The sequence below is a fragment of the Chryseotalea sp. genome, from assembly GCF_057350905.1.
This window is the reverse complement of sequence record NZ_JBMRCF010000016.1, coordinates 21,567-43,830: the sequence shown is the minus strand read 5'-3', so window position 1 is coordinate 43,830 and position 22,264 is coordinate 21,567. Positions and strand designations below refer to the sequence as shown.

21 protein-coding genes are annotated in these 22,264 nt (G+C 41.9%); 7 read left to right on the top strand and 14 right to left on the bottom strand.

Features of this window, described 5'->3' with window-relative positions:
• The first annotated feature begins 117 nt into the window (after positions 1-117).
• Both ACO1XM_RS17690 and ACO1XM_RS17685 read left to right on the top strand, forming a co-directional pair.
• Complete coding sequence (locus tag ACO1XM_RS17690; RefSeq protein WP_127122672.1) at positions 118-537, top strand: nucleoside-diphosphate kinase; 420 nt, start codon at positions 118-120, stop codon at positions 535-537.
• 168 nt (positions 538-705) lie between these two features.
• Positions 706-1,278 (top strand): 5-formyltetrahydrofolate cyclo-ligase, encoded by a 573-nt coding sequence (locus tag ACO1XM_RS17685; RefSeq protein ID WP_486231445.1) that lies wholly within the window; start codon positions 706-708, stop codon positions 1,276-1,278.
• Here the strand turns inward: ACO1XM_RS17685 and ACO1XM_RS17680 are convergent.
• The 7 genes from ACO1XM_RS17680 to ACO1XM_RS17650 all read right to left on the bottom strand — a co-directional run bounded on the left by ACO1XM_RS17680 (position 1,271) and on the right by ACO1XM_RS17650 (position 6,601).
• Positions 1,271-2,353: an agmatine deiminase family protein gene (locus ACO1XM_RS17680; protein WP_486231443.1), complete on the bottom strand. Its 1,083-nt coding sequence runs from the start codon at positions 2,351-2,353 to the stop codon at positions 1,271-1,273. The genes ACO1XM_RS17685 and ACO1XM_RS17680 overlap by 8 nt on opposite strands.
• Positions 2,350-2,703 carry a four helix bundle protein gene (locus ACO1XM_RS17675; RefSeq protein ID WP_486231441.1) on the bottom strand — a complete coding sequence of 118 codons (354 nt, stop codon included), beginning with the start codon at positions 2,701-2,703 and terminating at the stop codon, positions 2,350-2,352. The genes ACO1XM_RS17680 and ACO1XM_RS17675 overlap by 4 nt, the downstream gene beginning before the upstream one ends.
• Positions 2,704-2,735: 32 nt before the next feature.
• Positions 2,736-3,617 carry a carbon-nitrogen hydrolase gene (locus ACO1XM_RS17670; protein WP_486231439.1) on the bottom strand — a complete coding sequence of 294 codons (882 nt, stop codon included), beginning with the start codon at positions 3,615-3,617 and terminating at the stop codon, positions 2,736-2,738.
• Positions 3,618-3,663: 46 nt separating this feature from the next.
• Complete coding sequence (mnmC2, locus tag ACO1XM_RS17665; protein WP_486231437.1) at positions 3,664-4,329, bottom strand: tRNA (5-methylaminomethyl-2-thiouridine)(34)-methyltransferase MnmC2; 666 nt, start codon at positions 4,327-4,329, stop codon at positions 3,664-3,666.
• 2 nt (positions 4,330-4,331) lie between these two features.
• Positions 4,332-4,838: a 2-C-methyl-D-erythritol 2,4-cyclodiphosphate synthase gene (ispF, locus tag ACO1XM_RS17660; protein WP_486231435.1), complete on the bottom strand. Its 507-nt coding sequence runs from the start codon at positions 4,836-4,838 to the stop codon at positions 4,332-4,334.
• Between the two features lie 14 nt (positions 4,839-4,852).
• The gene (locus tag ACO1XM_RS17655) at positions 4,853-6,097 is read right to left on the bottom strand and encodes a M16 family metallopeptidase (protein WP_486231433.1); all 1,245 of its coding nucleotides are present in this window, start codon (positions 6,095-6,097) and stop codon (positions 4,853-4,855) included.
• A gap of 66 nt (positions 6,098-6,163) precedes the next feature.
• Positions 6,164-6,601: a tellurite resistance TerB family protein gene (locus tag ACO1XM_RS17650; RefSeq protein ID WP_486231431.1), complete on the bottom strand. Its 438-nt coding sequence runs from the start codon at positions 6,599-6,601 to the stop codon at positions 6,164-6,166.
• Between the two features lie 104 nt (positions 6,602-6,705).
• Here ACO1XM_RS17650 and ACO1XM_RS17645 point away from each other — a divergent pair, with 104 nt between their 5' ends.
• From ACO1XM_RS17645 to rsmG, 5 genes are all read left to right on the top strand, one after another.
• Positions 6,706-8,685 carry an alpha-ketoacid dehydrogenase subunit alpha/beta gene (locus ACO1XM_RS17645; RefSeq protein ID WP_486231429.1) on the top strand — a complete coding sequence of 660 codons (1,980 nt, stop codon included), beginning with the start codon at positions 6,706-6,708 and terminating at the stop codon, positions 8,683-8,685.
• A gap of 682 nt (positions 8,686-9,367) precedes the next feature.
• Entirely contained in the window at positions 9,368-12,646 is a 3,279-nt protein-coding gene (locus ACO1XM_RS17640; RefSeq protein ID WP_486231427.1) for a hypothetical protein, read from the top strand.
• Between the two features lie 75 nt (positions 12,647-12,721).
• Positions 12,722-13,834: a glycosyltransferase gene (locus ACO1XM_RS17635; protein WP_486231425.1), complete on the top strand. Its 1,113-nt coding sequence runs from the start codon at positions 12,722-12,724 to the stop codon at positions 13,832-13,834.
• Positions 13,822-14,433 carry a sigma-70 family RNA polymerase sigma factor gene (locus tag ACO1XM_RS17630; RefSeq protein WP_486231423.1) on the top strand — a complete coding sequence of 204 codons (612 nt, stop codon included), beginning with the start codon at positions 13,822-13,824 and terminating at the stop codon, positions 14,431-14,433. Before ACO1XM_RS17635 ends, ACO1XM_RS17630 begins: the two co-directional genes overlap by 13 nt.
• 37 nt (positions 14,434-14,470) lie before the next feature.
• A complete protein-coding gene (rsmG, locus tag ACO1XM_RS17625) occupies positions 14,471-15,097 on the top strand; it encodes a 16S rRNA (guanine(527)-N(7))-methyltransferase RsmG (RefSeq protein ID WP_486231421.1) in 627 nt (208 codons plus the stop codon).
• 1 nt (position 15,098) lies between these two features.
• On the opposite strand, the gene crcB is transcribed toward rsmG, so the two are convergent.
• From crcB to ACO1XM_RS17590, 7 genes are all read right to left on the bottom strand, one after another.
• The gene (gene crcB, locus ACO1XM_RS17620; protein WP_486231419.1) at positions 15,099-15,467 is read right to left on the bottom strand and encodes a fluoride efflux transporter CrcB; all 369 of its coding nucleotides are present in this window, start codon (positions 15,465-15,467) and stop codon (positions 15,099-15,101) included.
• Entirely contained in the window at positions 15,464-16,201 is a 738-nt protein-coding gene (locus tag ACO1XM_RS17615; protein ID WP_486231417.1) for a lysophospholipid acyltransferase family protein, read from the bottom strand. Before ACO1XM_RS17615 ends, crcB begins: the two co-directional genes overlap by 4 nt.
• 6 nt (positions 16,202-16,207) lie before the next feature.
• Positions 16,208-18,232 carry an excinuclease ABC subunit UvrB gene (gene uvrB / locus ACO1XM_RS17610; protein WP_486231416.1) on the bottom strand — a complete coding sequence of 675 codons (2,025 nt, stop codon included), beginning with the start codon at positions 18,230-18,232 and terminating at the stop codon, positions 16,208-16,210.
• Positions 18,233-18,315: 83 nt separating this feature from the next.
• Entirely contained in the window at positions 18,316-19,062 is a 747-nt protein-coding gene (locus tag ACO1XM_RS17605; RefSeq protein ID WP_486231414.1) for a shikimate dehydrogenase family protein, read from the bottom strand.
• Position 19,063: 1 nt separating this feature from the next.
• Positions 19,064-20,002, bottom strand: coding sequence for a polyprenyl-phosphate transporter (locus ACO1XM_RS17600; protein ID WP_486231412.1), 939 nt, complete (start codon positions 20,000-20,002; stop codon positions 19,064-19,066).
• An 8-nt stretch (positions 20,003-20,010) separates the two neighbouring features.
• The gene (locus ACO1XM_RS17595) at positions 20,011-20,814 is read right to left on the bottom strand and encodes a phosphosulfolactate synthase (RefSeq protein WP_127122649.1); all 804 of its coding nucleotides are present in this window, start codon (positions 20,812-20,814) and stop codon (positions 20,011-20,013) included.
• Positions 20,814-22,220, bottom strand: coding sequence for a tetratricopeptide repeat protein (locus ACO1XM_RS17590; protein WP_486231410.1), 1,407 nt, complete (start codon positions 22,218-22,220; stop codon positions 20,814-20,816). Before ACO1XM_RS17590 ends, ACO1XM_RS17595 begins: the two co-directional genes overlap by 1 nt.
• Positions 22,221-22,264 lie beyond the last annotated feature (44 nt).

Sequence of the window (22,264 nt, the reverse complement as noted above, 5' to 3'; positions counted from 1 at the left end):
TTGTCCAATTCTCGATGTTTTATAGGGATTTAAGGGAATAAAGGCTAATTTTGCGCCCGAATTCAAGGTAGTACGCCCGATTCCATTCTTAAAAAAACTAAAAATTAATAGTATAAAATGGCAACAAACAGAACTTTTACGATGATTAAGCCTGATGCAACAGGGGCTAATAACGTTGGTGCGATTACAAAAATGATTGAAGAGGCTGGTTTTCGCATTATTGCGATGAAGAAAACTGCTTTGAGCAAGGAGTTGGCTGGCAAGTTCTACGCCATACATAAAGAACGTCCTTTCTATAACGATTTATGTGCTTACATGAGCAGTGGTGCCATTGTACCCATGATTTTAGAGAAAGACAATGCAGTTGAAGATTTTCGCAAACTGATTGGCGCAACGGATCCTGCTAAGGCAGCACCCGGTACCATCAGAAACTTATTTGCCAAGTCTATCGAAGCAAATGCTATTCACGGAAGTGACAGTGATGAGAATGCCGCTATTGAAGGCGCTTTCTTCTTCTCTCAATTTGAGCAATTCTAAGCTGTATTCGTTTCATAATAAAAAGTCAGGGCAAATGCCCTGACTTTTTTATTTAATATACGTCCACTCTATTGTATTTTTTGTTTGCCGCAAACAAGATTAATGTGTTCCAAAATCTTTCATTGTTTGCCTTACAAGAAAGCTTTGTAAATTGTTTTGTAAACTTCTATGACAAAAGCCGAGCTTAGAAAATTGTATTTGCGAAAACGTCAAGCTATTGGCGAAGCCAACTATCAGCAATTAAACCTGGCACTCTATCATACTTTTTTCAGTAGCATCGATTTATCTTTTATAAAAACAGTTCATGTTTTTTTACCCATTCGCGAAAAGCACGAGCCCGACACCTGGATGATGATTGACCGGATACGCAGGGAATCTCCACACATTCGGCTATCGCTTCCAAAAATCAATGCAGCAGGCGGCATGGAAAATATTTATTTCGAAGGGCTTCATCAACTTGAAAAAAATAAGTGGGGTATAGAGGAACCCAAACATGGTGTGCCCACACCGGCAGAAAAAATAGATTTGGTTCTTGTCCCTTTACTCTGCTATGACACCAAGGGTAACAGAGTAGGTTATGGAAAAGGTTACTACGATGTTTTTCTCAAAACTTGTAAACCAACTTGTAGAAAAATAGGTGTTTCACTTTTCGACACACCCGAGATTATTGATGATGTGGATGTGCATGATGTGCCATTGGATGCTATGCTTACACCCAATGGCTTGCACTCATTCAAATAGCAGGTTCCTGCTGACTGAGGCAATGGAAAGAGCCAAGCCCCCAGATAATATCTACTGAATCAACACCGACTACCTTACGATCTTTAAAGCAGCTTTGTAAAATATCCAATGCACGGTCGTCATGCTTGTCGCGGAAGGTTGGCACTACTACATATTTATTAGCAATGTAGAAGTTGGCATAAGACGCTGGCAAACGCATGTCGTCATAAACAATAGCTGACGGCATGGGCAACTCCACAATATTCAATTGTTTTCCTGACTCAAGTCTGAGTTGCTTCAAATCCTTCAAATTCTCCTGCAGAATTTCATAGTTCTCGTCCTGCTTATTCTCCTCTACAATCGTTACAACAGTATCTTCATTGACAAAACGGGTAAGGTCATCAATATGTCCGTCAGTATCATCACCTATAATACCATCGCCTAACCACAAAATGTGGTTAACGCCATAGTAATTAATCAAATATTCTTCAATCTGCTGTTGATTCAAATGCGGATTTCTGTTTTCATTCAACAGACAAGCCCGTGTAGTCAGTAATGTTCCTTTACCATTAAACTCTACTGAGCCTCCCTCCATTACAATCCCGGGATGTACCACCGGTATGTTGTAATGCTTCGCTATCAGGGTTGGAATTACATCATCGAGATCGAAAGGCGGATATTTTCCACCCCAGGCATTGTAGCCCCAATCCACAATCATCTTTTTTTGCTCAACCTTATTGATTAAAAAGGCAGGTCCATGATCACGACACCAGGCATCGTTTGTAGGATGAAAGAAGAATTCAATATTATTCAGGTCAGCTCCGGCTTTAGTAATGTGACGCAGTGCTTTTTGCTTCATCGCTTCGTCAAGCACATTAATCTTCACCTTCTCCCCTTCTGCTACCAGTTTTATAAATTCTGCATAGCGTGGATAGATGGTTTCAATCTTACCCGGCCACGAGGCTTCTTTGTGCGGCCAGCTTAACCAGGTGGCATCATGCTTGGCAAATTCTGCGGGAAAGTGGTAACCGAGTTGCTTAGGTGTGGGCAAGTCCGAAAGTCGGGAAGCTGAGGAGTCAGAAAGTTTGTTAGTCATTTAAGTGATTTTCGAAGTGAATTTATCATTACAAGTATTTCTTCACAGAAGTCATAAATTTCTTTAAACTCTTCTTCGCAGATACATGGCCTTCTCTTAGCAAGATATAAACAGCCCACAACCTCAATATTGGACCGAAGTGCATAGCCGAGAAATCTACTGAATTCAGGATTGGTCTGTCCTGTAGATCCTTCAGCAATATTTAAGGATACAGAATCTGCGGCTCTTTTAAACTGAGAGGTAAGAATATATAGTTCCTCTTTTGGAAATTTCTTTGTCAGGTTATCAACCTTATCTGAAAGGTCAACAGCCTTCTGCCAGACAATCAATTTCTCGAATTTAAAACTCATCTGCTCTCGGACTTAACTGACTTCCGGACTATTTATTCTTCGTCAATATATCTTTTCGTAATAGGCTGATAAGAATCAATACGCCTGTCGCGCAAGAATGGCCAATGTGTTCTGTAACGATCTGTTTTGGCTAAATCAAGTTCCTGCACATGCACTTCTTCTTTATCATGCGAAGCCAGGTAAATCACACTGCCAAAAGGATTAGAGATGAAAGAACCACCCCAGAATTTCATAGCACCATTTTGCTCAAGACCAACACGATTTACGCTTACAACGTGTACGCCATTGGCAACAGCATGGCTGCGCTGAATCGTTTGCCAGGCATTATACTGTTCGGTATTCGTAGCCTCATCCTGCGAGGTAGCCCACCCGATTGCTGTAGGGTAAAACAAAATCTCCGCTCCCATCAATGAGGTTATACGTGCTGCTTCAGGGTACCACTGATCCCAGCAAATGAGCACACCAAATGTGGCAAACTTGGTCCTGAATATTTTATAACCCAAATCACCCGGTGTGAAATAAAATTTTTCGTAGTAAGCAGGATCATCCGGGATGTGCATTTTTCTGTACTTCCCTAAATATTTTCCATCTGCATCAATAACTGCTGTGGTGTTGTGATACAACCCCTCTGTTCGTTTTTCGAAAAGGGAAGCGATGATGACAACATTCAATTCCTTGGCTACAGCCGAAAGCGCATCGGTAGAGGGGCCGGGAATGGCTTCCGCTAATTTAAAATTTTCGTAATCCTCCACATCACAGAAATACAGTGAGGTGAACAACTCCTGCAGGCAAACGATCTGCGCACCTTTTGCGGCTGCATCTCTGATTTTTGCAATTGCCTTATCCAGGTTTTCGGCTGGCTTGGCTGTACAAGTCATCTGTACAGTACCAATATTTACTTTCTTGTTCGACACAATTGTTCCGTTAAACCGCAAAGATAGAACAAGTCTATTTTATTGCTCATTTTTTTGAAGCCCTTACCATTTCTCTTTTACCCGGAGGGCCCGGCAGGGATTCAACGGCCAGATCAAAAGATTTGAGGTCGCGCTTGAGTTGCCCCTTAGCGCAATAGGTTACAAAAACTCCTGATGGCTTGAGTACATTGACGACCTTAAACAACATGGGTGCCTCCCACAACTCCGGTTGCTTGTTGGGGGCAAAAGCATCGAAATAAATAATGTCAAATAGTTCTCCTGCCGAATCAAAATCCTGAAGACGCTGTTCTACTTTATGAAGCGTGAAATCAGTAGCAATTTCGACTTCCTTATTCCATTCGGCCTCATGCAGTTTCAGGAACTCACTTTTAAATTTGCCATCAACGGCATAATTCAAACCAGGCCATACGGAGGCTGGCAAAGGATAGGTCTCTAAAGTTGTATACGAAATGTTGATGTTCAGCATTGGCGCCTGTTGCAAGCTCAGCCACGCATTCAAACCGGTTCCAAAACCAACTTCAAGAATGGACACCTGTTTACCACCAGTTTTCTCCACAAAAAAATCGAGTCCTTGTTTAATAAATACATACTTCGATTCCTGTAAAGCACCATGACGCGAATGGTAAGTTTCATCCAATGCTGTATTCAGCAAGGAGTGCGAACCATCGCCCGTGGTAATTAATTCAATCATGCTCATTCGGCTTTCATCACCGGAGAACTTTCTTTATGTATTAAAGCTACAGCATAGGCACACACACCTTCTTCTCTACCTACATACCCCAGCGTTTCGTTCGTAGTTGCTTTAATCGACACCGCATCTTCCTCCACATTCATTAAGGGTGCCAACACTTTTTTCATGGCCTCAATGTGTGGGTTAATCTTGGGCTTTTCTAAAACAATAGTGCAATCCACATTGCCTACGCGCCAGTTTTTTTCAGCGAGCAGTCTGGTCACTTCTTTTAAAAAGAATTTACTATCCATACCCTTCCAGCGCTTATCAGTATTAGAAAAATGATAACCTATATCTCTCAGGTTAGCAGCACCCAACAGCGCATCGCACAAGGCGTGAATCAAAACATCAGCATCTGAATGACCAACGGCACCCTTAGGCGCATCTGTCAACTGAATGCCTCCAAGATAAAAGTTGCGTCCTGCTTCCAGTTCATGCACATCGAAGCCCATGCCTATACGTATATTCATTATAATAAATGATTTTACTTAGTACTTGCTGATTGATAATACAAGGTTGAGAGATTTTGTTCTGTCAGGATGCTACCAGCCACACGTTTGATTTCATCGGAAGAGACAGCATCAATCTTGTTCATCTCCTGATTAACGAGATTAGCATCACCAGATAATTTAGCAAAAGCTAAATTCATGGCACGGTTCATCACCTCCACTTCACCAAAAGCCAGGGTTGATAAAGTCTGGTTTTTTACTTTCACCAACTCTTCCTTCTGAATACCGTCTTTCACAATCTGCGACAACACTGCCTGTACAGCCTCTTCTCCCTGCTGCAGACTTATCCCTTTGTTTACTCTGCCACTAATCACAAACATGCCTGGGTCAACAGTGCCCATCACAAAGGAAGAAATTGAAGTAAATATTTCTTTTTCTTTCACCAGCTGATTGTACAACCTGCTTGATTTTCCTCTGCTTAACACATCGCTCAGTAAATCGCTGGCGTAGTAATCATCATGAAAGCGACCGGGCATGTGCCATGTCATATACAAGGCATCTGCAGGTACATTTGCTTCTACTGTTGCACTGCGCTTCTGTGTTTGCTTAGGTTCAATCGGTAAATTTCTTTCTTGTCGTTTGCCAGCGGGTATAGGCCCAAACCATTTCTCTGCTAATTGTTTTACCTGATCAAGCTTAACATTACCTGCCACTACTAAAATGGCATTGTTGGGCACATAGTGCTGAAAGAAAAAATGCTTCACGTCATCCATGGTAGCATTTTCAATATGACTAATCTCCTTACCGATAGTCGCCCATTGGTAAGGGTGCACCTGATAGGCGAGCGGCCTTAGCTTGAGCCAAACATCGCCATAGGGTTGGTTGAGATAACGCTGCTTAAACTCCTCTATTACCACCTTGCGCTGAACCTCCAGCACCTGTGGATCGAATGACAAACTCAACATCCGGTCACTCTCCAGCCAGAAACCTGTTTCTATATTGGTAGCGGGTACGGTAAGGTAGTAGTTGGTAATATCTGTACTGGTGAAGGCATTGTTTTCGCCACCCACGCGTTGCAGCGGCTCATCGTAACTAGGTATATTTTTTGAGCCGCCAAACATCAGGTGCTCAAACAAATGAGCAAAACCTGTTTTATCCGCACGTTCATCGCGGGAGCCTACGTCATACAAAATATTAAGAACAGCAATCTGCACGCTCGGGTCTTCGTGTACAATAACCTGCAGGCCGTTATCAAGTGTAAATTCGTTAAATGAAATCATGGTAGAAGAACAAATTCAACAACAAACATAGTTCTTCTTGGTTTAAGGCTACCCCTAAAATCCAGATTAATTAATCATCCACTCAACACGCTTCATGGTTTCGTCATGATTTTGCTTGTTGACAATGTTATTGCGGATAGCTTCAATGAGTTCTTTTATGCGATCGCGGTTGTAGCCAAACTTGATGGCATACAAATTACATAGCTTCGACTCTTCATCATGAATGGCATTATCTACGCTCATCATGTGTACAAGGTCATACAGTTGATGGAATTTTTCACGCTTGTCGGCAGGTACCTCGAATACAATATCATTGGGGTTCTGCCTTATTTCCTTGAGCTGACTTTCAGAAATTCCGTTTCGCTTGGCAATGGTTTTCAATAGTTCAAATTCTACCTGATCGAAATTGCCATCAACAGCGGCCATTTCAATAAGGTTTTTCATGTGGCTGCGTGCAGAGCCTTTTCCTTGTTTAAATAAATTGAGAATTTCAGAGAATTTCATGAGGGGGCTGGATTGGTTATTTAGTCGGGATGAAGATAAGGATGTGACCTTGGCTTAGCAAGCGCATCTGCTAAAATCTCCTATCTTCGCATCGAATTTGCAGTATGAAATTTGATCGCCAGCAACTAACACCCGACACCCTTAAGAAGCTTTACCGCGCCATTCTTTTTCCCCGGTTAATCGAGGAGAAAATGCTAATTCTTCTTCGCCAAAATCGAATCAGTAAATGGTTTAGCGGCATAGGGCAAGAGGCTATTTCTGTGGGACTTACGCAAGCCCTGGAAAAAGACGAATATATTTTACCTATGCACCGCAATTTAGGGGTGTTTACCGGTCGCGAGATGCCTTTTGACAGGCTGTTTGCCCAATGGCAGGGTACTATGATGGGTTATACAAAAGGGCGCGATCGCTCTTTTCATTTCGGCACCAACGAACATCATATTGTTGGTATGATATCTCACCTTGGCCCACAAAATGGTGTGGCTGATGGCATTGCCCTTGCCTCCAAACTAAAAGGTGAGAAAAAAGTTACTGCCGTATTTAACGGGGATGGTGGCACCAGTGAGGGCGATTTTCATGAGGCCATGAATGTGGCTGCCGTGTGGGATTTACCCGTAATCTTTGTCATTGAAAATAATGGTTACGGCCTTTCAACACCCAGCAATGAGCAGTTTCGCTGCAAACAATTTATAGACAAGGCCATTGGTTATGGCATAGAGGGTGTTCAGGTAGATGGCAATAATATCCTGGAAGTTTACAGCACAGTAGTTCGCATTGCCGAAAAAATGCGGAGAGATCCCAAGCCAGTTCTTTTGGAGTGTATAACGTTCCGCATGCGCGGACACGAAGAGGCCAGTGGCACCAAGTATGTTCCCAAAGAACTGATGGAGACCTGGGCTAAAAAAGATCCAGTTGAAAATTATGAACAGTTTTTATTGGCGGAAGGTGTAGTTGATGCGGCTTACATTGAAAACCTCCGAAAAGAACTAAAGAAAGAAATTGAAGACGGACTGGCAGTAGCCTTTGAAGAGACACACCCTGAAGCAAGTACTGAACTAGAGTTGCAGGACGTTCATGCACCCTATATACAATCTGTTATTGCTCCCGCTTCTAACACACAATCAGAAAAACGTTTTATCGATGCCATCAGTGATGGCTTGCGCCAAAGCATGGAGCGCCACGACAACCTGGTGCTTATGGGACAAGACATTGCAGAGTATGGCGGTGTGTTTAAAATCACTGAAGGCTTTGTAGAGAAGTTTGGTAAAGCACGTGTGCGCAACACACCTATTTGTGAAGCGGCTATTGCGGGAGCTGGCCTTGGCTTATCCATTAAAGGCATGAAGGCCATGGTTGAAATGCAATTTGCTGACTTCGTAACAGAGGCCTTCAATCAAATAGTTAATAATCTGGCTAAAGCACACTGGCGTTGGGGGCAAGCTGCTGATGTAGTCGTACGCATGCCTACAGGTGCTGGTACTGCTGCGGGCCCATTCCATTCGCAGAGTAATGAAGCCTGGTTTTTTCATACGCCCGGATTAAAAATTGTGTATCCATCTAATCCTTATGATGCAAAAGGTTTATTGTGTGCATCGTTTGATGATCCTAATCCAGTCATGTTCTTTGAGCATAAGCTTATGTATCGCTCCATCAAGGAGATGATTCCGGATGATTACTATACAGTAGAGATTGGTAAAGCAAAGCTTGTTAACGAGGGAAGTGATTTATCAATTATTACTTACGGTATGGGTGTGCATTGGGCAAAAGAAATTATCAGCACGATGCCTGAAGTAAAAGCTGACATCCTTGATTTACGAACCTTGCTGCCTTGGGATAAAGAAGCCGTGGCTGAAACTGTGAAGAAAACTAACCGCGTACTCATTCTCCACGAAGACACTTTAACAGGTGGTATTGGTGGTGAGATCAGTGCCTGGATAAGCGAGCATTGTTTCCGCGATCTGGACGCACCTGTTATGCGTGTGGCCAGTCTTGATACAGCCATTCCTTTTGCACCTACTTTAGAAAATAACTTTTTGCCAAAAGGAAGAATCAAGGAAGCAATAGAAAAACTCTTAAGCTTCTAAGAAAAGCTGAGAACAGATTTATTTCGGGCATCTTCTTTGTAGGGACAATGGGGTTTTATGAAGTTGAGAATTGACAAAGAAGTCTGCATTGAAAAGAAATGATCATTAGCAATAAGGAATTGACAAATCGGTGGACTAACTTAAGAACAACGCGTCTTTGCGAGGAATGACATGAGGTAGTGGCAGGCATGACGAAGAAAACTAAACACTGATATGTTAATCCCTTGAAGAAAATCACATGATTAATTTAGATTATTAGAGCAATTAGCAGCATGCGAGTTTTTGCTCTCAGGCCGCTGGGCCTCGCATACTCATTCAAGGCTGTATGCTATCCCCGCATTCCCTTCCAGACCAAAGATAGCATAAGGCCTTGCCTGAGCATGCTGCAAGGAAGCATAGGAAATTCAAGTTTGATAAAAGGGAAATCAAAGACGCATCTTTTTGAGGAATCTAAGCTCTTTTTAGCTCTTCCGAATTTAAAATTCGGAAGCCATCTCAAAGGATTTTTAATCCGGTTTAGGAGAGCCTATACATAGTCGAACATGGAGCAAGTCCTGTATTAACAAAAGTCTCCTGGAAGATTTTACTTAACGCATACAAATACAGTGATGCTGTTTTTTTCGTTATCTTAGCTCCTTACTTAGCCAATTTTTTGCAAGGATCACCCCGTCATATCGCTTGTATGCTTCGCTGGCCCGTTTTACTGGGGCTTTGGATGTTTATTTTACTATCATCCGGGCAGGTAAATGCTCAAAATACCAAGGGCGACAGGCCAGCAGCACCCAATAAAAAAGAAACACGTCAAACACGGTTTAAAGTTAAATCCAAACAAGGCGACAGGGCCAAAACCAAGGATATTGCCGGAAGACGGCTGAGAACTAAAAATAAATCATCAGCCAATAAGGCCAATGCCAGTTACCCGCAGCCCAGAACTGCCACACGAAGTCCGCGCCAGGGACGTGACAGGGCGGGAACACCAATAAGACCGATTTATAGCAGCACCCCTCGTGATCGTGAAAGAGGAAGATCTGCAGGTAAACCTGCCAAGCGCGTAGCCGTAAGGTCTGTTTCTGCTGCTGCTTCAAAGCGGAATGTTTACCCGCAAAAAAATGTGAGAAGTGTTAGCTCACAGAGCAGCAGGCGGAATGTTTATTCCCAGCGATCAAACCCCTATGTCAATAATGCCTCTCGCAAACCAAAGGATCCACAGGGCATGAGTGGGTCCACACCCAAAAGGCGCGTTAAGGTAAGGTCAGTCACTGCAAAATCTTCAAGACAAAATATCTATTCGAACCGCAGTAATCGTTACGTCAACAATGCATCGCGCAAGCCACGCGACACACAACAAGCCAGTGCACGAGCAGCCTCCGGCAGAAAGGTGCAGGTACGATCAAGTAGTGCTCAGCTGAAGAGACAAAGTATGTCAGGCAAACAAGGTGGTGCCTTTAAAAATTATCGATCACCCATTATTCAAAAACCTGCCTCAAATAGGCGAGAGCTTGCCCGTTTACAAGGAAATCGCTCACGGCCAATCTCTTCTAAAAGAATAGGTGCCACACCGAAATCATCATCACGGGCGTTCATACGTCATAAAGGACTCAATCCATTTGTGGGTTTCTTTAGTGTGAAAAAGAAAGAAGGCGATGTATCCGGTAAAGATCTTGCCGGAAGACCTTTGCGCATGCGCAATTTCCAGTCCCCAGCACAAGCTGTTATTAAACCTACCATCGATCCAAGAAGCAAAAAGCCAAGGGGAGATCGTGCTTATAAAGGTCCAGCCGCAGGGTCTTATAAATCAGCTACCCGAAAACAGCCTAAGGCATGGTTGGGTGATTTATCTGGTCGCAAAATTCGAGGTCGCAACTTCGAATCCAAAAAAGGTGGAAGCAATGCTCCCATCTATGCACCAAAACTCGCCAGAGCAAAAGTAGGCGATCATCCAAAGAACAAAAGTATTGGTGGTTTTAAATCCTACTCAGGCAAATATGTTGGCAAAGTAGGCATGCCTATTCCTGTAAAAACGCCTGGTAAACGTGCAGAGAAAACAGCGCGTTATCAAAGTAGACTTAATGGCAAAAGAGTAATCAGTGGAGGTGGTAGTGTAAGTGGTCGAAAGTGGAATAACAATGGACAACCCATCACGCCAAGACAACCAGGTATTGGTATCCGGGGTATTAATTACGCTGGCAATTTAAAAGCAGGCAAACCCCTCAAGGGCGGTGGTAGCATTAGTGGCAAACTGTGGAATAACAATGGCCAACCCATTACACCAAGACAGCCCGGCATTGGTATCAGAAATATTAACTATGCCGGTAATTTAAAAGCCAATAAACCCCTCAAAGGTGGTGGTAGTGTCAGCGGTAAACTCTGGAATAATAATGGACAACCTATTACACCCAGACAGCCCGGCATTGGTATCAGAAATATTAATTATGCCGGTAATTTAAAAGCTAACAAACCCCTCAAAGGTGGTGGTAGTGTCAGCGGTAAACTGTGGAATAATAATGGGCAACCCATTACACCAAGACAACCAGGCATTGGTATCAGAAATGTTAATTATGCCGGTAATATCCCTGCCACCAAGCCTCTTAAGGGAGGCGGCAGTGTAAGCGGTAGATTGTGGAACAATAATGGTCGACCCATTAATCCAAGACAACCAGGCATTGGTATCAGAAATGTTAATTATGCCGGTAATATCCCTGCCACCAAACCACTTAAAGGAGGTGGCAGTGTAAGTGGTCAGTTGTGGAACAATAATGGTCGACCCATTAATCCAAGACAGCCAGGCATTGGTATTAAAAATGTTAATTATGCTGGCAATATTCCTGCAACCCGACCCCTCAAAGGCGGAGGAAGTGTGAGTGGTCAACTATGGAATAATAACAACAGACCCATTGCCCAACGCGCACCTTCAAAGACTGGTATACAGGCAGCTACTTACAAAGGAACCATTGGTGTTGGTAAGGTTTTGGTAGATCAGGGAGAATCTTTCACAGGCTTTAAGAAACAGAACAAATACCTTAAGAGCCCTTACCAGCATGCAAGTGCATTACGGAAGAAGGAACAAAAGAATGCCTGGTTAGCTGGCATCATGCCAATAAGAAAGTTGCAGCCTGGATGGGCAAGAAGTAAGTATGCACACGAAAAAGCTTTGCTGAAAAAGGATCCGGGAGGAAATGTATTCCGAACTGACGGCTTACAGATCGCTGTTAAAAGTCCGGGATACACACACAATCCAAATGCCAACGCTGGCGCTATACTGAAACGTAAACAATCAGAACAAACTTATCTGGCCAATGGTATCACTACCAAAGTAAAGCAAAATGGCTGGGCTAGAAACAAAAATGCCCACGAGGATGCCCTGTTAAAGAAAGATCCGAGCGGCACTGTATTCCTGACAGATGGTTTACAAATACGAATGAAGAGCCCTGGGTACAAACAAAATCCGAATGCACATGACGCCTCCATTATGAAACGCAAGCAGAGTGCCGGAACCTTTGCCATTAACAACCTTACTACTAAAGTGAAACAACCTGGGTGGGCAAGAAATAAAAATGCCCATGAAGATGCCCTGCTAAAGCGCGACCCAAGCAAGTCTGTTTTTGCTACCAGCGGAATTTACGGCAAGACCAAAGCCTACCAGTACATTCGCAACCCGTCCTCTAGCCGAGAGGCATTAAAAGTACGTGAGCCCGGCAAAGCTTTTGCAAAGGCAGCCAATTACCAGGGCAATATAAAAATGCAAAAGTTCAACTTCTTCAAGAATCCGGATTATCATCCTGACGCACAGTTTGTGAAAACAAATAAGAACAATGTAAAAGGCGAGCGCGACCTCTTTACCAACATCCGCTTATTCTGGGCTAAGAATTTCCGTAAAAACGAAACACAACCTGACAACATTAAAGAGAAAGTGCGTAAACCAAGGTACGACAGAAGAGAGGTTGGGCTTTGGTACGAGTAATTGTATCTTAAAAATTTGAAGATTGCTCATTTCTTCCTTTTTCATTTCCTTATCTTGTGCCCCAAATTTATTGTCTTGCTGTATCTGGAATATTTTTTCTTTGCTGCCATTATTGCGCAACTCATCTACTTCACGCTATTCGTAATTGCTTTTTCGAAGAGAACAAAAGTTAACAGTGCTTTATCCCCCAAAATGGCCACGCCACTTTCTGTGGTTGTGTGTGCGCACGATGAATTAGAGAACTTACAAGTGCTTATCCCTTCCCTTTTGCAGCAGCAGCATCCCAATTTTGAAGTCATAGTTGTTGACGACAGAAGTAATGATGCCACACGTGATTGGCTTTTAACAGAGACAAGCTTACATCCTGCTTTGCGCATGGTGCATGTTGACCATACCCCCGATCACATCAATGGTAAAAAATATGCACTAACCCTTGGCATTCGTGCCGCCAAACATGATTGGATCGTGCTCACCGATGCTGATTGCAGACCTGAATCACTCAATTGGTTGTCTGGTTTGGGTGAAAGTATTAGCGAGAACACACAAATCATTTTAGGCTACTCACCATATCAAAAGAAAGCCGGGTGGCTTAATCGTTTTATCAGATTTGAATCGATTATCACTGCCTTGCAATACCTGGGCTTTGCCTTGTTAAAAAGACCTTATATGGGTGTGGGGCGAAATATGGCTTATCGCAAATCCTTGTTCATGGACAATAAGGGGTTTACCAACATGCTCTCTTATACGGGTGGTGATGATGATCTTTTTGTGAACAAGCATGCCAAAGGCAGTAATACTACTGTGGCCATTGGTGCGCAAACGCTTGTATCCTCTGTACCTAAAGATACGGTAGCGGGGTTTTTTCACCAGAAAATACGGCATCTGGCAGCAGGGAAAAGATATAAATTTATCGACCGCTTACTTCTGGCACCCTTTGTTTTAAGCTGGGTGGTAAGCCTTATTTTGGGTATCGTTTTACTTTTTCTTTCCGTTAATCCCATTTTTATAGCCGCGGCTCTATTATTGCGTTTAATGGTCATGACTATAACACTGTACATTGCCACAAAACGTTTCGGAGATGGTTTTGAACTTTGGTCGGTGTTGGCGTTAGACATTATTTACGGCATTTACTATCTTACCACAGCTCCGACCGCTCTGTTAACGAAAAAGATTCAATGGAAGAATTAGACGAAAGCAGGTTTTCACAAAAAGCACTGGAAGATTTCCAGCTGATCGATCGTGCCGTAGATGGGGATGATGCCGCTTATGCCAAGCTGTTGCAGCGTTATAAGCGTGCTGTCTACCACATGGTGCTTAAGATGGTCAGAAATGTAGATGATGCCGAAGACCTTACGATCGAATCTTTCGCCAAAGCTTTCAGAAGTCTGCACCGTTTCAAAAAAGATTATACCTTCAGCACCTGGCTTTTCAGGATTGCTACCAACAATACCATTGACCATATTCGCAAAAAGAAACTGAATACACTCAGTATAGAAAACACATATACTGATGACGATGGACAGTCTGTTTCCATTGATGTAGAAGACGAAAACAACAACCCACAGGAGGAAACCATTCGTGCCCAGAAAGCTGAGCTCTTGTTAATCTTTGTTGATAAGTTGCCCGCTAAATATCAGAAACTGGTCAGACTGCGTTACTACGAAGAATTATCTTATGAAGAAATAGCAGAGCGTATAGAGGCTCCGTTGGGTACAGTTAAAGCACAGCTGCACCGAGCGAGAGAACTGATGTATGAAATGGTCAAGAACAAAAGAGACCATATTTAATTTTAAATTTAACATTTGAAATTTCAAATTCTCCAGCTTGAGATCCGATATCATTTTAAAATACTTCCCCGATCTTTCTGAAACGCAGAAAAAACAATTCGAAATGTTGTTTGATCTGTACTCGGATTGGAATGAGAAAATCAATGTTATTTCGCGCAAAGACATTGACAATCTTTACACAAATCATGTACTGCATTCACTAGGGATTGCCAAAGTACAGCAATTCAAAGCAGGCTCAGACATTCTTGATGTGGGTACAGGTGGAGGCTTCCCGGGCATTCCTTTGGCGATACTTTTCCCTGAAGTAAATTTTCATCTTGTTGATTCCATCGGAAAAAAAATTACCGTGGTGAAAGAAGTGTCTGCTGCTTTGGGTTTAAAAAATGTAAAAGCAGAACAGGCCAGGGCTGAACAATTAAAAGGCGAGTATGATTTTATTGTAAGCAGGGCTGTTACGCGTATCAAAGAATTTCACCAGTGGATTCACCGCAAGACAAAAGCTAAGTCTATGCATGAAAGAGATAATGGCATACTCTATTTAAAGGGTGGCGATCTTGAAGAAGAGCTGAATGAACTGAAAAGACCTTATCAACTCTATGATCTTCCGGAATATTTTAACGAAGAGTTTTTTGAAACAAAAAAAGTGGTCTACGTGCCACTATAAATCAAGATTTGATTAACCATTGTCCGGTAAATACTGCAGCCAGACAAAGTGTAACGCTGAGTACGACATACAAAACAGACATCAACTGATGAGGTGCATTAAACAAATTCAACGTTTCATGACTAAAGGTTGAAAAGGTACTAAAGCCACCACAAAACCCGACAGCCCAAAACAAACGGCTATTGCTTCCAATTAGCTGTTTGCTGTCAGCCATACCAACAATAACCCCCAATACAAAGCAAGCCAATACATTCGCTATCAGTGTTGCGTAGGGAAATGCAAGTGCATAAGGATTTACTATCCGACCAACCAGGTAACGCAAGGCACTGCCCAATCCTCCACCCAAAAAAACCAGTAAAAAACTTTTCATGATTTGTTTAACATCATGTTGGTCATCACTTCAAAAGTATGTTGCTTCAAAGCAGCCAAGTCGTTTCCAAAATCTTTTACGGCTATTGGCTTACCTGCCACAACTTTAATTACACCAGGCGATGAAATCATAATTTCTCCAGGGTACATTAATTTAGATGCCCCAATGACCACCATTGGTAGAATGTCCGTTTGCGTGTCAATCGCAATTCTAAAAGCACCGTCTTTAAAAGGTTGCAATAAATCTTTGGTTCTGTTTTGGGTGCCCTCAGCAAAGATCAGCGGAGATATACCACGCTTAATTACTTCTACCAATTTGTTTAAACTTTTCTTTCTGCTGTTATGGTCACCCCTGTCCACTATTATGCATGCTGATCGCACGATCAAGCCCAGGATTGGAATCTTCCCCAACTCTTTTTTTGCCAAGGGTTTAAACTCACCGGGTATCATTAAGCGCACACCGGGCGCATCTAAAAAAGAAGTGTGATTACTCACAAAAATGTAAGACTTATTCTTTTCAATAAATTCTCTACCTATCAGCTTGTAGCGAATACCTGTAAGTTTATCAAATACAGAAGCCCATATCCATAAAAACTTATAGCCAAGCCAACCACTGCGTTCACCAAAAAGAAAAGGCAGAACAATGCCGGGCAGAAAAATGATCATGGATACTGTGAAAATAACAAAGACCCATATCGTGTAGAAAGCAGAAAGCGTTTTTCTTAAACCGTTCACTGTAGATTATTTTTTCTCTTCAATTAATTTTTGAATGGCCAGGTATTCATCACGCAGTTTTGCTGCTTCAATAAACTCGAGGTCTTTGGCAGCTTTCTCCATTGCCTTACGCGTGCGATCTGCCATTTTTTGTAACTCATCCTTACTCAAATAAGCTACAACAGGATCAGCAGCCAATGTTATCTCCTCGTTTTCAACATAGTAGTTTTTAGTGCTGCGTTTAGAGTCTGCAACTTTGGTTTGTCCCAGAATTGAATCTTTACTTCTGATAATTGTTTTAGGCGTAATGCCGTGTTCCGCATTATAATCAAGCTGAATTTTTCTACGCCTGTTTGTTTCATCAATGGCTTGCTCCATCGACTCGGTAATCTTATCTGCATACATGATTACGCGTCCATTTTCATTACGTGCCGCACGACCAATGGTCTGTACCAATGAACGTTGGTTACGCAAGAAACCTTCTTTGTCAGCATCCATAATGGCAACTAAAGAAACTTCTGGCAAATCCAGACCTTCGCGAAGCAAGTTTACACCAACCAACACATCGAATACACCTAAACGCAACTCGCGTAAAATCTCAACACGATCCAACGTACTTACTTCTGAGTGTATGTAACGACACTTCACCCCTACCCTATCTAAATATTTGGTCAGCTCTTCTGCCATACGCTTGGTCAGGGTAGTAATCAGTACGCGTTCTTTTTTCTTGATGCGCTCATCAATTTCTTCAAGCAAATCATCAATCTGATTTTTGCTGGGTCGCACATCAATGATAGGATCTAATAAGCCTGTGGGTCTGATCAATTGCTCAACTACAACACCTTCTGATTTCCTCAATTCATATTCAGCAGGTGTTGCACTTACATACACAACCTGTCGGTGCATTTCTTCAAATTCATTGAAGGTAAGTGGTCTGTTGTCCAACGCTGAAGGCAAACGGAATCCATAATCAACCAAATTTACTTTTCTGGATCTGTCTCCACCCCACATAGCTCGTATCTGTGGCACCGTTACATGACTCTCGTCAATCACCATTAAATAATCATCGGGAAAATAATCCAGCAAGCAGAAAGGTCGCTGACCTACTTTACGTCTGTCGAAGTAGCGTGAATAATTTTCTATGCCTGAGCAGTAACCCAGTTCGCGCATCATCTCAATATCAAACTCTGTACGTTCTTTCAGGCGTTTGGCTTCCAAATGTCTTTTTTCACTTTCAAACATTTTAACCTGCAACACCATGTCGTCTTGTATTTCTTTTATCGCCTGGTGCAGCGAATCTTTTCCGGTTACGAAAAGATTGGCAGGGAAAATAGTAACAACATTCTCGTCAGATATTTTCTTGCCACTAACGGGATCTATTCTTTGTATGGATTCAATTTCATCACCCCAGAAATAAATACGCAGTGCATAATCAGCGTAGGCGAGAAATACATCCACAGTATCGCCTTTAACACGAAAGGTGCCACGTTTAAATTCAGCTTCTGTTCTATTGTATAAAATATCGACTAAAGCAAAGAGCAGGCGGTTACGCGCAATGGTTTCACCTGCTTTAAGTCTGATTACATTTTTACCAAACTCATCGGGATTACCAATACCATAAATACACGAAACAGAAGCTATTACAATAACATCTCTTCTGCCTGTAAGTAAAGAGGAAGTTGCACTCAGGCGCAGCTTCTCAATTTCTTCATTGATGGATAAATCTTTTTCTATGTATAATCCAGAAGTGGGGATGAAAGCTTCTGGCTGATAGTAGTCGTAGTAGGAAATAAAATACTCAACTGCATTTTCAGGGAAGAATTGTTTGAACTCACCATACAATTGTGCCGCCAGGGTTTTGTTATGGCTCAATACCAACGTGGGTCTATTGGTTTGCGCAATCACATTGGCTATGGTAAAAGTCTTTCCCGATCCGGTTACACCCAACAACGTCTGGTGCGCTTCACCGCGTTCAACACCGGCCACTAATTGGTCAATAGCCTTTGGCTGGTCACCTGTTGGTTTATACTCGCTGGTAAGTTTAAAATCCATTATGTAAATGGAAGGTGCAAAATCCAAAATTCAAAATTATTACAGCATAATTTTGAATTTTGGATTGTATTTTTTGAAACCTGTTAGGAATTCCAGATTTCCCAGGACTTCTCTGCCTGTACATGAAGCATTTCGAGGCCATTCTTAATGGTGGCACCATGCATTTCAGCTTTTTGTAAGAATACGGTGCGGGCCGGATTGTAGATCAGATCGTAAACAAAATGGTTCTTTCCTATATTTTCCATGCTGATAGGCGCCATTGTTTCGGTATTGGGGTGCATACCGAGTGGTGTTGTGTTAATCACCAGATTACATTCTCCCAATATCTGTTTATTGTCTGCATTTAATGCTTCATAGGTAAGCTGACCTTTGCCAGCTTCACGAGAAACAATCTGATGTTCAATCTTAAGTTTTTTCAGTGCCTGACGTACTGCTTTTGAAGAACCGCCAGAGCCTAACACCAGTGCTTTAAAAGTAGTACCTTTTGGCAACCAGCGTTCTAAGGTTTCATAAAATGCCGCTGCATCAGTATTGTATCCTTTAAGTTTTCCTTCCTGAATTTTTATAACATTCACTGCACCAATTTCTTTAGCTGCTGCATCAACTTCATCCAGTAAAGCAATTACTTTTTCTTTGTAGGGAAGTGTTACATTTAAACCACTCAATCCTTTGTTCTTTTCTACTAAATCCGTGAGTTCGTTGATGGAACTCAGTGGAAATAATTCGTAATGATGATCTCTTAAACCATCTCTGAAAAATTTCTCATCGAAATATGCTTTAGAGAACGAGTGACTAACTGTTGAACCTATTAAACCAAATATTTTTTCCATGTTAATGTTTTAGTTTTAGCCGCGTAGCAATGCGCTCAATCAAAATCACAATAAATACACCCAATGCCATCATCAATATGGCCTGCAAAAGTAATGGATCCTTACCGGTTACTTCAAAATACTGCCCCGGTAAAATACTCTGATCAAAAACTGAAATTTGCTCACCCTTACTATTCGTTGCATACTCTTTTATTTCTCTCCAGGGCCAAACTTTGTTAAGCGAACCAATCATAAAACCAGCCAGCACAGCCACTGCAATACTATGGTAATTATTTAAGACCCAGGAAAGCAGGCGGGAAAAGGAAATAATACCAATAAGGCAACCTGACGCGAAAACCAGTACAATAGGGATATTAAATTCAATCAGCGCAGTGATCATGTACTGATACTTCCCTATGAGTAAGAGTATGAATGCACCCGATATACCCGGTAAAATCATGGCGCAGATTGCAAGTGCCCCACTGAAGAAGATAAAGAAAAGATTTGTCGGGCTTTCCGTTGGCGTTACAATGGTAATGTAATATGCCACAATAACACCCAACACAAAACTGGCGACTGGCCCAACACTCCATTGTTTTATTTCACGTAATACTAATGGAGCAGAAACGAGGATCAAACCAAAAAAGAAAGACCAAATCAGTATGGGTTGAGTTTGTAATAAATGCGTCATTAGTTTGGCCAATGAAAGCAAGCTCGTTAGTATTCCGGCAAAGAGTGTAATTAAAAAATTACCATTGATCTTTTTCCAAAAGTCAGCTATTCGAAAGCGAAAAAGCAATTTTATAGCTTCACCATCTATGGCTTTTATTGAGCCTAACAACTCATCATAAATACCACTAATAAATGCAACGGTTCCACCTGAAACACCTGGTATCACATCGGCAGCGCCCATGGCAATACCTTTCAGGTAAAGAAGAATATAATCAACAGGATTTTTCAAAGTAATAATTACTCAACCTCGAAAGGTGGTGTCGTGTTTGTTTTCTTTCGTTCAATACCCAGGAAATGCAAGAAGGTATCTCCTCTTAAACCCAGGCGAATTGTTTCCAATGGAATCACTTCATTTGGTGCGATATTACCCAGGTTTACGTTGGCTCCCAACAGTTTTATAAACCAAACTTGCTGTGCTTTTTGAGGTGCTTCCCAGATAATTTTTTCGAATGGAATTTTAGTCAGAATTTCTTGTACCAATCCTGAACGCACCTCACCAGTGGAACGGAATAAACCAACGTTACCACCTTCACGGGCTTCACCAATTACTTTCCAGGCACCGGCATCTAATTCTTTTTGCATCAATTCAATCCACTGATATGGTGGAATAATTTTATCTGCATCCTTAGACCCCACTTCTGACAGTACGGTTACTTGTTCAGAGAGCTTAGCAATGTAATCACACTTTTTATCGTGATCTAAATCTATTGAACCATCTGATACTTCAGCAAACTGCATATCGAATTTATCCAATACCCTGCGGTAGTCATCAAATTGGTCTCGGATAATAAAAGCTTCGAAGAGTGTTCCGCCAAAATAAGTAGGCAGGCCTGCATCTTTAAATACTTTTAGTTTTTCCTTCAGGTTGGGGGTAACAAAGGAAGTTGCCCAGCCCAGTTTTACAATGTCAACATGATCGGCACAGGTAGCGACAAAGTCTTCTGCTTCCCGCACGCTAAGACCTTTATCCATGGCCATAGTAAAACCGAATTGCCTGGGCTTACGGGTGCGCTCAGGCAGGTTTTTTAGTTCGTAGTTCATTAGCTGTTTTCTTTTCTAAATTGTTCGATGATCTTATAGAGCGCTTTCTGTGTTTCCAATTGCGGAAAGAACTCAAAGAGGATTGTATGACCATCGAAGTCCAAAATTAATGCATTTTCTAAATAGTTAAAGGCCTCCTTAAATTTGCCACCTGCAATTAAGTAGACTGTCATTCTGTAAAACATTTCCGAATCATCGGGAATTTCAGCAAAACCCTCAGCTAAAATACCAATCGCACGCTCAAATTCACCTTGATCATAATGAATAAAAGACCAATTGAGCCAGATTTCTTTGTCTGTTGGATCAAGTTTGGCCGCTTCTTCATATGATTCTAAGCTGCGTGGAATGTGTCCGATTTTGAAATCGGAGTGCGCTACCGCTTTCCAGTATTCTGAATTTTCGGTATGCAACTTCAGTGCTTTTGTGTAATGATGGTTAGCTTCACTCCACTTCTCCATCTTTTCAAGACAAGCACCACAACCAAACCAGGCTTCATCATATAAGCTGTCAATCTTGGTTGACTTCTGATAATATTTAAGGCCTAATTCAAATTGTTCTAAACTTTCATAAGCTGCACCAATGCAGCAATATACTTCTGCACTAGGGCCTTCTAGTTCAATAGTCTTTTTAAATGAATCAAGTGCTTTCGTATACTCACCCAAATTCATGTAGGTGTTGCCCACATTGAAATAGGCCGAAGCAAACGTTTCATCAATGGTAAGCGCGTAATCGTAAGCAACTAAAGCTTCACTGAATTTTTCAAGTTTATTATAGACAATACCCAAATTGTACCAGGCGGCTGCCGAGTAGGGATCTTCGTCAATAAACTTTTGATAATATTCTACACTGCTCTCCAGCTGATCCGTTACATCGAGGCAGAAAGCCAATTCATAAAGTGCGCCTTCATGATTAAGGTTTAACTCTATTGCTTCTTTATAAGCATCTATCGCAAGCTGGTATTGCTCCATCTGCTGGTAGGCCAGTCCGATATTATAATAAACTTCGTCTTTGTCCTCCGCCAGATTGAGTGCTCTTTCATAGCACTCAATGGCATCTGCATGTTTGTTCTGTAGTGAAAAGATGGAGCCTTTAGTTAATAGTACTTCAGGGTCATTGGGTTGCAGGCTCTCTACATCACTGAGTATGTCTAAAGCTTCTTCATGCTCACCTAAATTAGAAAGAATTTGTGCCTTCACCACCTTAAGCTCGGCTGAGAAAGGGTATTGATTAATTCCAAGATTGGCGGCATGTAATGCCTTATTATTTTTTCCTCTGAATAGGTAATAGTCTATGATTTCCTGAAAAGCTTCCAGATCGAAAAATCCTTGTTTCTTTTTTCGCAGGTTCTCCTCAAAAGTCTTTATCAGCTCATTTTCCTCTTCCCGCTTACGATACTCTTTTGCCATGTGCAATCGGTTTGCAAAAGTTAATAAATACAGGGGCAAAACTA